The sequence below is a fragment of the Polynucleobacter sp. HIN7 genome, from assembly GCF_030297595.1.
Taxonomy (GTDB): Bacteria; Pseudomonadota; Gammaproteobacteria; order Burkholderiales; family Burkholderiaceae; genus Polynucleobacter.
The window spans coordinates 133,393-144,921 of sequence record NZ_AP028138.1 but is presented as its reverse complement, the minus strand read 5'-3'; the positions used below and the strand labels follow the sequence as shown (position 1 = coordinate 144,921).

At 47.9% G+C, this 11,529-nt stretch carries 12 protein-coding genes; 5 read left to right on the top strand and 7 right to left on the bottom strand.

Going from position 1 to position 11,529, the window contains the following annotated elements:
- Nucleotides 1-5: 5 nt before the first annotated feature.
- From mraZ to bioB, 3 genes are all read right to left on the bottom strand, one after another.
- Nucleotides 6-434, bottom strand: coding sequence for a division/cell wall cluster transcriptional repressor MraZ (mraZ, locus tag QUE64_RS00820; protein ID WP_286223855.1), 429 nt, complete (start codon nucleotides 432-434; stop codon nucleotides 6-8).
- A gap of 239 nt (nucleotides 435-673) precedes the next feature.
- Nucleotides 674-1,357: a 2-polyprenyl-3-methyl-6-methoxy-1,4-benzoquinone monooxygenase gene (gene coq7, locus QUE64_RS00815; RefSeq protein ID WP_458574687.1), complete on the bottom strand. Its 684-nt coding sequence runs from the start codon at nucleotides 1,355-1,357 to the stop codon at nucleotides 674-676.
- A complete protein-coding gene (gene bioB / locus QUE64_RS00810) occupies nucleotides 1,354-2,373 on the bottom strand; it encodes a biotin synthase BioB (protein ID WP_286223854.1) in 1,020 nt (339 codons plus the stop codon). Before bioB ends, coq7 begins: the two co-directional genes overlap by 4 nt.
- An 80-nt stretch (nucleotides 2,374-2,453) precedes the next feature.
- On the opposite strand from bioB, the gene bioA reads away from it, so the two are divergent.
- The 3 genes from bioA to bioD are packed head-to-tail and all read left to right on the top strand — an operon-like array spanning nucleotide 2,454 to nucleotide 5,735.
- Nucleotides 2,454-3,800, top strand: a complete 1,347-nt coding sequence (gene bioA, locus QUE64_RS00805) for an adenosylmethionine--8-amino-7-oxononanoate transaminase (protein WP_286225502.1) — start codon at nucleotides 2,454-2,456, stop codon at nucleotides 3,798-3,800.
- Nucleotides 3,801-3,813: 13 nt separating this feature from the next.
- Entirely contained in the window at nucleotides 3,814-5,025 is a 1,212-nt protein-coding gene (locus tag QUE64_RS00800; RefSeq protein WP_286225501.1) for an aminotransferase class I/II-fold pyridoxal phosphate-dependent enzyme, read from the top strand.
- A complete protein-coding gene (bioD, locus tag QUE64_RS00795) occupies nucleotides 5,022-5,735 on the top strand; it encodes a dethiobiotin synthase (protein WP_286225500.1) in 714 nt (237 codons plus the stop codon). Before QUE64_RS00800 ends, bioD begins: the two co-directional genes overlap by 4 nt.
- On the opposite strand, the gene QUE64_RS00790 is transcribed toward bioD, so the two are convergent.
- Complete coding sequence (locus QUE64_RS00790; protein WP_286225499.1) at nucleotides 5,727-7,433, bottom strand: AMP-binding protein; 1,707 nt, start codon at nucleotides 7,431-7,433, stop codon at nucleotides 5,727-5,729. The genes bioD and QUE64_RS00790 overlap by 9 nt on opposite strands.
- Nucleotides 7,434-7,508: 75 nt before the next feature.
- Between QUE64_RS00790 and QUE64_RS00785 the strand changes: the two genes are divergently transcribed.
- Nucleotides 7,509-8,699, top strand: a complete 1,191-nt coding sequence (locus tag QUE64_RS00785) for a M20 aminoacylase family protein (protein WP_286223849.1) — start codon at nucleotides 7,509-7,511, stop codon at nucleotides 8,697-8,699.
- On the opposite strand, the gene QUE64_RS00780 is transcribed toward QUE64_RS00785, so the two are convergent.
- Both QUE64_RS00780 and mltA read right to left on the bottom strand, forming a co-directional pair.
- Nucleotides 8,696-9,472, bottom strand: a complete 777-nt coding sequence (locus QUE64_RS00780; protein ID WP_286225498.1) for an enoyl-CoA hydratase — start codon at nucleotides 9,470-9,472, stop codon at nucleotides 8,696-8,698. The genes QUE64_RS00785 and QUE64_RS00780 overlap by 4 nt on opposite strands.
- A 1-nt stretch (nucleotide 9,473) precedes the next feature.
- Nucleotides 9,474-10,598, bottom strand: coding sequence for a murein transglycosylase A (gene mltA, locus QUE64_RS00775; RefSeq protein ID WP_286225497.1), 1,125 nt, complete (start codon nucleotides 10,596-10,598; stop codon nucleotides 9,474-9,476).
- Here mltA and QUE64_RS00770 point away from each other — a divergent pair.
- Nucleotides 10,597-10,776 carry a hypothetical protein gene (locus tag QUE64_RS00770; protein ID WP_286224777.1) on the top strand — a complete coding sequence of 60 codons (180 nt, stop codon included), beginning with the start codon at nucleotides 10,597-10,599 and terminating at the stop codon, nucleotides 10,774-10,776. The genes mltA and QUE64_RS00770 overlap by 2 nt on opposite strands.
- 5 nt (nucleotides 10,777-10,781) lie before the next feature.
- Here QUE64_RS00770 and QUE64_RS00765 read toward each other — a convergent pair whose 3' ends face one another.
- Nucleotides 10,782-11,516 (bottom strand): amino acid ABC transporter ATP-binding protein, encoded by a 735-nt coding sequence (locus QUE64_RS00765; protein ID WP_286225496.1) that lies wholly within the window; start codon nucleotides 11,514-11,516, stop codon nucleotides 10,782-10,784.
- Nucleotides 11,517-11,529 lie beyond the last annotated feature (13 nt).

The following is an 11,529-nucleotide window of genomic DNA, read 5'->3' as shown; positions in this document are numbered from 1 at the left end:
GATCATCAAAAGGTAAATTGTTTTAATGCGTCTGGCATGCCCTGCGCAATTGCTGCCTGCTCTTTTGCTGCATACGTGTTTGCATCCCAGATCTCTAGATGCGAACCCATTCCCAACAACATAATTTCACGTTCAATGTTTGCAGCGGTGCGTAACTCAGGTGTAATCAGAACTCGCCCAGCGCCATCTAAATCAATTTCCGCGGCGTTACCTAAGAAGATTCGGCGCCACCAATGCGCGTCCATTGGCAATTGCGCAACCCGAGCCCGAAATGCTTCCCATTCGGGCCTGGGAAATAGCAACAAACATCCGTCGGGGTGCTTGGTTAGGGTGACGCGACCCTCGCCCTGCAGCAATAAGGCATCGCGATGCCTTGCTGGCACCGACATGCGACCTTTTGCATCGATATTGAGAGCTGAAGCGCCTTGAAACAAAATTTACCCCACTTTTTCACACTTCCTCCCACTTTAGAGGAAGCTTCCTACAGGGTCAAGTATTTTTGGGTAAATTTTTAGCAAATTCTCTAGTGATTACAAATACTTAGAGAAGCTTTGCAAAATAATCGTAAATTAAAATTATGACCTAAAACAAGTACTTGTAATCTATAGCTAAGATACGTCTTTAGGTATATAGGGGGAGTGCCCTGAAAAGCCTGTATAAAAGAACAGTAATACTAGATTTTGTAAGCGGTCGTTGTCATGATTTTTGAAATACCCGCCATGAGCGTCTGAATGGGCTGGGGTAATTCTTGCCCACCAGCAGCGATTGCGCTTGCACCATGCTCAATTTCATCAATCCGCATCTGCTCCACAATGGCTCGAGAGCGAAGGTCAACTTCAGGGAGCTTCTCAAGGTGATCATTCAAATGCCGCTCCACCTGCTTCTCCGTTTCTGCTACAAATCCTAAACTCCAGCGATCACCTGCTAACCCCGCGACCAACCCGATTCCAAATGCCCCCGCATACCACAATGGATTCAAGAGACTGGGGCGAGAGTCCAGCTCTTTGAGGCGCTCCTCGCACCATGCCATGTGATCCATCTCTTCTTTGGCTGCCTGATCCAATAAGGCGCGGGTTTCAGGTGTCTTAGCTAGTAATTTTTGAGATTGGTAGAGCGCCTGGGCACACACCTCACCAACATGATTGACACGCATTAAACCAGCCACATGGGTGCGGTCTTTCGGGCTTAAATCAAGATCTGAAGTGAGCACTTGCTCTTCATTTAATCCTTCTTGAATATTGGCCTTAGGGACTGGCCGACTATAATTGGCACCGCCAGCAATAGCGCGCAATGCAGTATCAAACTCACCAATCAAATGATCGATTGGGCTCAAATTGATGGGGTTTGAACGACTCATACTTGCACTTCAGCCTTGCAGCTTTCCTTGGTTTTTAGACCAAGCTCTGCGAGCAATTGGCGATCGGCCAGTGCCTCTGGATTGCCGGTGGTGAGCAACTGGTCGCCATAGAAGATGGAGTTTGCGCCCGCCTGAAAACACATGGCTTGCACAGCTTTTCCAAGCTCTTGACGACCCGCTGATAATCGAACTCGGGCCTGAGGCATGGTAATCCGGGCAACAGCAATGGTTCGCACAAATTCCAAGGGGTCTAATCTGGGCTGATCGGCCAACGGGGTGCCAGCAACCGGCACTAGATGATTGATCGGCACGGATTCTGGGTAAGGATTTAGATTCGCCAAGCGTGCAATGAATGCGACGCGCTGCTCCCTCGACTCCCCCATCCCCACAATCCCGCCGCAACATACCGACATTCCAGCATCACGAACGTGCTGCAAAGTATCCAAACGATCCTGATAGTTGCGGGTCTGAATCACATTCGGATAAAAATCCTCGCTGGTATCTAAATTATGGTTATAAAAATCCAGGCCCGCATCCCGCAAAGCCTTAGCCTGATTGGCTTCTAGCATTCCAAGCGTAGCGCAAGTCTCAAGCCCTAACTCCTTAACACCCCGAATCATAGCGGCTACTTTTTCAACATCACGATCCTTGGGCTCTCGCCATGCAGCGCCCATACAAAAACGGTTGGAGCCAGCTGCTTTGGCTGCTTTGGCAGCCTCTAGTACTTCATCTAAATCTAGGAGTTTAGTTGCCTTCACATCGGTGTGATAGCGGGCCGCTTGGGGGCAATACCCACAATCCTCCGGACAACCCCCGGTCTTAATGGATAACAAGGTGGCCAATTCCACATCACCCTCAGGAAAATATTGACGATGGGTTTCCTGAGCCCGAAACATCAACTCATGAAATGGGAGCTCAAACAATGCCGCAACCTGCTCCAGTGTCCAGATTGGATAGGCATTGGGTGCACTTGGCTTAACCTGAACCAATGGAGAGATCGTTGGTGATGCTGACATGGTTTTATCGGGATTAGACTCTAAAACCAATAACATACCAGATATGCTGCTTGATTTTGAAATAATCCACACCTGCGCCAATGAATAAACCAGGTCATTCCTTAGACTGGGTCAGTCGGAGCCTTGCTTCGGTTTGGCACCCCTGCACCCAAATGAAAGATCACGAGGCCTATCCCTTAATTGCGATTACCTCGGGACAGGGGGCCTGGCTACAAGACGATCAAGGACGGCGCTTCATTGATGCAATTAGTTCGTGGTGGACTAATTTATTTGGTCACGCCAATCCGCGTATCAATCAAGCAATCTCTGAGCAACTCAAGCGCATTGAGCATGTCATGCTTGCTGGATTTACACATCAGCCAGTGGTAGAACTATCAGAACGTTTAAGTGCATTAACAAATGGTCAATTAGGCCATGCGTTTTATGCCAGTGACGGTGCATCTGCCGTTGAAATTGCGCTCAAGATGAGTCATCACTTTTGGAAGATTCAGGGGAAACCCAATAAAAAAGAGTTTATTTGTTTAGCGAATAGCTACCATGGAGAAACCTTGGGCGCTCTTGGCGTCACCGATGTATCGGTATTTCGTGATGCCTATGGATCACTCCTCAATCCCGTTCATATCGTCATGTCACCCGATTCACGGGCTACAACCGACCAGGTCTCGAGCGAGGAAATCATTGATTTGGCGCTGAAGAATCTCGAAGAGTGTTTAGCTCAACACCATCAAACCATTGCGGCCTTGATTATTGAGCCCCTGGTGCAATGTGCAGGCCAAATGGCAATGTATGCGCCGCGGTATGTAAAAGGTGCGAAGCAACTGTGCGAGCAGTATGACGTTCATTTAATTGCTGATGAAATTGCAGTTGGTTGTGGTCGAACAGGCACATTCTTTGCTTGTGAACAAGCCGGTATTTGGCCGGATCTCATGACCTTATCGAAAGGAATCAGCGCAGGCTATTTACCCCTTTCCATTTGTTTGAGTACTGATACGATTTACTCTGCCTTTTATAGTGACGACATGTCAGCTACTTTTTTGCATTCCCACTCATACACTGGCAACCCATTAGCGTGTCGAGCCGCCTTAGCAGGCTTGGATATTTTTCAAGAAGATACCGTGCTAGAAAAAAATAAAGTGCGTAGTCAGTCGATCCAAGAAGCATTCGCATGGACCCGTGATCACGCATCGATTGAACATATTCGTCAACAAGGAATGATCTTTGCGTTTGATATCAAAGCATCTGCGATTTCAAAGCCAGGTTCATTCTCCAAAGAAATGTTTCAGCAGGGCCTACAAGAGGGGGTGTTGATTCGACCCATCGGTCGCACGGTCTATGTGATGCCACCCTACATTCTCTCTGCCGATGAAATCCAACAGATGAGTCGTGCAATTGAACGAAGCTTGCATACTGTTTTGCAAAAATCCTAATTTCATATTGCACATGCCCTTTGCTCTTAATCAAATTGATGCAGAACTAGCAACAATCGATCGTGAATTACTGCGTCGCTCGATTCGCTCAGTCGATACACCATGTGGTACTGAGATTCAAATTGGAGGAAAACTATTGCTGGCATTTTGTAGCAATGATTATTTAGGGCTTGCCAATCACCCTAAATTGATTGCAGCTCTCTCCGAGGGGGCAAGGCGTTTTGGCACGGGCAGTGGTGCCTCGCATTTAATTAGCGGTCATCATGCGATTCATGATGAGCTCGAAGCAAAATTAGCATCGACTCAGGCCGGCGCCATTCCAAATGCCCGCGCTTTATTTTTCTCCACCGGCTACCTGGCTAATATAAGCGCCATTACTGCCCTCAGTCTGATTGGGAAGTCAAAAACGAGTATTTATTCTGCTGCCCTTAATCACGCATCTCTGATTGATGGTATTCGCTTAGCAAAAGCACAGACATCGATCGAAGTGCATGTCTTTAATCACCATCACCTTGCAGAGCTTGAAGAGGTCTTAAGTCATGACACTGCCCCAAACAAACTCATCGTGACCGATGGGGTCTTCAGTATGGATGGTGATCTCGCTCCAGTTCAAGAGCTCTTACGTCTAGCCAATCAATACGATGCACTCCTCATGATTGATGATGCACATGGATTTGGCGTGCTCGGCAAGCATGGATATGGAATCCTGGAAGACCAAATGATTTGCTCGGACCGCATTATCTATATTGGTACGCTGGGCAAAGCCGCTGGTCTCAATGGTGCCTTTGTTTGCGCCCATGAAAAAATCATCGCATGGCTCATTCAGAAAGCAAGGCCCTATATCTACAGCACAGCCAGCTCACCTGCATTAGCCTTTGCTGTGCTGCGCAGTGTTTCTCTAATCGAAGGAGAGCTTGGGCAAGAATTACGAGCTCGCTTACATAGCAATATCGCGCTTTGGAAAGAAGGTTCTACTTTTATCCGTTGGAACCGATTGAAATCAGATACCGCGATTCAGCCCATTGTGGTTGGTAGCAACGCGACTGCCTTACAGCTTGCAAGAGCCCTAGATCAATTGGGGTATTGGATACCTGCAATTCGTCAGCCCACCGTTCCCAAGGACATGGCGCGCCTACGGATGACCTTATCGGCCGCACATACTAAAGAACAAATTCTGGAGCTTTGCAAGGTGCTATCGGATCTCGAAACTTCTTTGCCAAAATGATGAGCCACTCCTACTTTGTCACCGGCACAGATACTGAAATTGGCAAAACCTTAGTTACCGCTGCATTGGTTTATAAATTAAATGTGCTCAATTCAGGTTCAGCGTGCGCCTATAAGCCAGTGGTTGCAGGAACTTACCGCAATAGTGAGGGCATGCTTTGCAATGAGGATTTAGAAACCTATGCACTAGTGCAAGATCCGGCAATTCCCCAAAATGTGATTTGTCCTTATGTACTAGATACTCCAGCCGCACCTCATCTGGTCGCTGCCAAACATGGTAAGCACTTAGAACTCGATCGCATGGTGCAAGCTTATCAAACACTACAAACACAAATCGCCCATGTCATTGCTGAGGGTGCGGGGGGATTTTTAACCCCTATTGATGATCGCTATGATCTATCTACATTTGCTGTACGCATTCAAGTACCAGTGATTCTTACTGTGGGGATTCGTTTGGGTTGCATTAATCACACATTACTGACGGTAGAAGCCATTGAGCAACGCGGCCTCAAGCTGGCCGGTTGGGTCGCCAATTGCATCGATCCTAAGATGCTCTACTTAAACGAAAACATTACGACGCTTCAGAATCGAATCAAGGCGCCTCTATTGGGAAGCATTGCGCATTTCCCCCCGAACTTACAGAAAAAAGCGAATGCGCCCTATTCAATCGAGGCAATTGAATTTGCTGCCAATACAATCGCACTACCCTGATTGACTTTCATCGCGTAAGACACGACGCAGAATCTTGCCCACATTATTCTTCGGCAGGCTCTCTCGAAACTCAATTTGCGTTGGGCGTTTGTAGTGCGTCAACTGGCGATTGCAAACTTCCATAATTTGTTCTTCGGTAATCGAAGGGTCTTCTCGTACCACGAATAACTTAACCGCCTCACCCATCGCGCCTTGACGAATGCCAACCACTGCACATTCAAGGATCCCAGGAATAGAAGCAACGACATCTTCGACCTCATTTGGAAAGACATTAAAACCAGCTACCAAAATCATGTCTTTCTTGCGATCCACAATTCGGAAATAACCAGCCTCATCCATCACGCCGATATCACCCGTTCGAAAGAATCCATCAGCACCCAGCACGTTCTGTGTTTCAGCTTCTTGCTGCCAATAACCGCGCATAACCTGTGGGCCCCGAATATAAATCTCTCCAATCTCACCAATAGCCAAATCCTTACCCTCTTCATCCCGAATGCACATCTCAGTATCGGGCAAGGGTAAGCCAATTGAACCAGTGAACTCGGTGGCCAATGGGGTATTGCACGATGCAACTGGGGAGGTTTCAGAAAGGCCATACCCCTCGGTAATAACCGTACCGGTTAATTCTTGCCAGCGTTGTGCAACGGAGCGTTGTACTGCCATGCCGCCGCCAATCGTGAGTGCCCACTGAGAAAAATCTAATTGAGCAAATTTGGGATTGTTCAAAAGAGCAGCAAATAGAGTATTTACCCCCGGAAACATATTAATCTCCGGAAACTCTTTCAAAATCCTAATTAAGTTTTGTAAATCCCGCGCATTTGGAACCAACAGAATTCGTGCGCCAAGGCGCATGCCCAATAGTCCACAGCCTGTAAGTGCAAAGATGTGATACATGGGAAGTGCACACAGAAAATGCCATGCGGTAATCGTTTTGCGTTGTTCAATCGGTTTTAACCAGGCTTCGATTTGCAATACATTGGCAATTAAATTGCGATGGGTCAATATCGCGCCCTTGGAAATTCCTGTGGTTCCACCGGTATATTGCAATAGTGCAATGTCATCGTGAGAACGATGTGGACGTTCATACACTCGTTGCGCACCCAACTCTAAGGCAGCGGAAAATTGAATCGTGCTAACTTGCGTTGGCAAGGAATAAGGAATGACTTTGCGCTTAAAGGTTCGTATAAAACGATCTAACCAGGGGCCCTTCCAACCCAGCATCTGCGCAATACTCGTGATCACTGCGTGTTTTATTGCTATTGCTTGACCCTCAATTGCAAAGGCATCTTCAAGGGTTTTTCCAAAATGCTCCAAAAGCAAAATAGCCTCCGCCCCGCTATCGCTTAGTTGGGCTGCTAACTCACGCGGGGTGTACAAGGGATTGATACTCACCACAATAAAACCTGCTCGCAGTACGCCATACAAAGCCATCGGATATTGCGGAATATTGGGCAGCATGATTGCAACCCGTGCACCCTTGGATAGACCAAGGCTTTGTAAATAACTGGCTAATTGCTTAGAAGCCATATCAATGGCTTCATAGGAAAAGTGCTTGCCCATACACCAATACGCGGGTCGCTCCTGATGCGTTTTAAATGACTCATCGAGTAAATCCAAGAGTGAACCATACCGGTCATAACTCAGATAGTGGGGAACGCCTTTTGGGTAGGATGAAAACCAAGGTTTAGTTGTAATCATTGGTATTTATTACACTTTTTTAAAGCTGCACATTGTCTCCACGCCAAGTGTATCGCTTTGGGCTAATATTGACCTATGCGAATTCTCCCTGAGATCCTGGAAGCAACTCCTAGCATCGCTGAAATCCGGCGCAATATACATGCACACCCGGAGCTACGCTTTGAAGAAAAGCGTACCGCTGAGCTGGTTGCCCAAGCACTATCCAGTTGGGGTATTGCGGTCTATCAAGGCCTGGGCAAAACGGGAGTAGTGGGTCGCTTAGACGGTGAGTTGGGCCCAGGAAAGATGATTGGCTTGCGCGCCGATATGGACGCCCTGCCCCTACAAGAAAAAAATACTTTTGCTCACGCCTCGCAAAATCCAGGCAAGATGCATGCTTGCGGTCATGATGGTCACACAGCAATGCTCTTGGGTGCGGCGCAATATCTGGCTAATCATCGCGATTTCAAAGGAAGTGTGATTTTTATCTTCCAACCTGCTGAGGAAGGTGGTGCTGGCGCCCAAGAAATGATTGAAGATGGTCTGTTTGAACAATTCCCTTGCGATGCAGTATTCGGGATGCACAATTGGCCAGGTTTGGAAGAGGGTCATTTTGGTGTTGTGAGCGGCCCCATGATGGCATCGAGTAATGAGTTCGTAATCGACATTCAGGGCAAAGGTGGGCATGCGGCCCTGCCACACAACAGTGCGGATCCCATCATGGCAGGCGTTCAGATCGCGCAAGCTCTCCAAACCATTATTACTCGCAATAAGCGCCCGGTTGATGCGGCGGTAATTTCAATTACGCAATTTCATGCCGGAGAAACTAGCAACGTCATTCCCGATACTGCGATGCTGGGCGGAACAGTTCGGACGTTTACATTAGAAGTTTTAGATTTAATCGAACAGCGTATGCATGAGATTGCCAATCAAGTGGCCAGCGCCTTTGATTGCAAAGCCAATCTGACCTTCAAACGCAATTACCCACCCCTGATTAACGATGAACAGCAAACTGAGTTTGCCGCTCAGGTCATGAAAGAGCTCGTGGGTAACGAACGGGTAAACACCCGAATCGATCCAACCATGGGCGCTGAGGACTTTGCCTTCATGCTCTTAAAAAAACCGGGCTGCTATGTATTTTTAGGTAACGGGGATGGCGATCACCGCGCAACTGGCCATGGCATGGGACCTTGCCATTTGCATAACCCCTCCTATGATTTCAATGATCAAATCATTCCAGTTGGAGTGAACTACTGGGTCCGTTTAGCCCAAACTTTTCTGCGTTAACGATTCTTAAACTGCGCGGGCCGCTTTTCTAAAAAAGCAGACATTCCCTCTTTTTGATCCTCGGTGCCAAAGCAGGCATGAAATAAACGGCGCTCAAAACGAACGCCCTCAGTGAGCGTGGTTTCATAAGCAGCATTCACGCTTTCCTTCACCATCATGAGAGTAAGGAGTGGCATAGCGGCAATCGTCTGTGCAATTGCCATCGTTTCGCTCATTAATTGCGCGACGGGATAAACCCGGGCAACTAATCCGCTTCGTTCGGCTTCAGCCGCATCCATCATCCGGCCAGTCAAACATAAATCCATCGCTTTTGACTTGGATACTGCACGCGTTAGCCGCTGCGTACCACCCGAGCCCGGAATAATTCCCAACTTGATTTCAGGTTGCGCAAATTTAGCGTTATCGGCCGCAATGATCATGTCACACATCATGGCGAGCTCACAGCCACCGCCCAAGGCAAAGCCTGATACCGCAGCAATCACGGGTTTACGAACCTTACAAATGGTTTCCCAATTACGCGTAATGAAATTATTGCGATACGTATCCTGAAAATCATACTGCGCCATCTTGCTGATATCCGCACCCGCTGCAAATGCTTTTTCACTTCCAGTAATCACAATGCATGCAATTGCATCATCGGCATCGAAGCGTAGTAATGCATCGCCTAACTCATCCATTAACTCGTCATTTAAAGCATTAAGTACTTGTGGACGATTTAAGGTAATAAGGGCAACCTTTCCCTCGGTCTGGGTCAATATCGTGTTGTATGACATTTCAGTCCCTCTTCGGTAGCATTAACCAAACACGGCCATTTTGCTTCATTCTGCCGGCCAATTCTCCAGCTTCGTCCCCAGTGCCCCAAAAATAGTCAACTCGGACTGGGCCCACAATTGCCTTACCCGTATCTTGGGCCATCACCAAGCGTCGAATCGGCTGATTACTGAGCGGTCGTGTGGTTTCTAAAAACACGGGGGCACCGAGCGGAATCGCCCGCGGATCAATCGCAACACTGCGCTCAGGTGTTAGTGGAACTCCGAGAGCACCAATCGGCCCAAGATCCTGGTTCGCTGAAGCTGGTAGTTCTCGAAAGAACACAAAGCGTGGATTGGCATTAAGCATCTCTTGCACTTTGCTGGGATTGCGCTTAGCCCACTCCGAAATCCCCTGCATGGTTGCCTGCGCACGGGTAATTTCTTTACGATCCAATAACCACTGGGCACTCGATTTAAACGGTAAATCATTCGATCCCGCAAACCCCAATCGCATGATTTGGCCATTGTCCAAACGGATTTTTCCAGATCCCTGAATCTGCATCGATGCAGCCGCTACCGGATCTTCAACCCAGGCAATTTCTGAACCCTTAAGCAGGTTTGAGTTCATCAGCTCAGCTCGTGTTGGCGCAGGCGATGGTTTCGCACGAACCCATGCTTTTGGATAGGCATACAGAGGCACGGTGTACCGATCAGTACGAACCCGCGAACCCGCAATAATGGGTTCGTAGTAGCCGGTGACCAAACCTTCCGACTTTCCAGTGATTTGATTGCGAACTGCATAGGCCCTAAAGTTGTTCTCAAAAAATGCCTTCGCGTCTCTTGGCTTTTGAGCATTAGCCCGATCGCAGACTGCAGCCCAATTAACAGGTCCCGGTTTACGCTTTCGTAAGGTATTGCAACTTTGCAACCACGCTTGCCACGCCTCACTCAAATTATCCTCATCCCAGCCGGGTATCTCAGAGAATGCCACAGGCGTTAATGCGGCCGATGAGCTACTGTCATCCGTAATAACGGTTTCGGTAACTCTTGGGGTACGAGGCAAGTTACTTGAACTACTTGCTTTAGGCGCCTGAGAAATTGGTTTAGTTGGCGGTGCCGCACAAGATGCAAGAAAGAGACTGGCCATGACGACGCAGAATGCAGACTTACAAACTACAATGGGGTTACTCGAATTCCAGAAGATCATCATGCTCGCTCAGTTATTTGATGAATATCCCATGCTCTTATTCGTGCTAGAAGCATTCCTAGCCTTGGCTATTCTATTAGCAATTGTATTTTGGACCGGCAAAGGCCGTAGAGACTAGAAAAATTAGTCAGCTAATATTTTCGAGAGAAATTCTTTGGCCCGAGGTGAGCGTGCATCGGGATTAGCGAAAAACTCATTGCGCGTGCAATCCTCCACGATTTTTCCCCGATCCATAAAGATCACACGATCACTCACCTTCTTGGCAAAGCCCATTTCATGGGTGACCACGCACATGGTCATCCCTTCCTGCGCTAATTTGACCATCACATCCAAAACCTCGCCCACCATTTCAGGGTCAAGAGCGGAGGTAGGTTCATCGAACAACATCACAATTGGGTCCATACATAAGGCACGGGCAATCGCTACACGCTGCTGCTGACCACCAGATAGCTGGCCCGGGAACTTATCTTGTTGCTCTAATAAACCCACGCGCTCTAAATATTTAAGACCTTGTTGTTTAGCCTCATCTAGACTGCGATTGAGTACTTTCACCTGAGCAATAGTTAAATTCTCCATAACCGATAAATGGGGAAATAGCTCAAAGTGCTGAAATACCATACCAACGCGTGCACGCAGCTGCGGCAAATTCGTATTGGGATCATGTAAGTTAATTCCATCAACCATCAACTCACCCTCTTGAAAGGGCTCTAGCGCATTGATTGTCTTAATCAGCGTCGACTTTCCTGACCCCGACGGCCCACAAATGACCACCACCTCACCCTTGTGAATCACCGTCGAGCAATTGGTGAGCACTTGAAACTGGCCATACCATTTTGAAATATGTCGAAGCTCGATCATGGCAATCTCATTT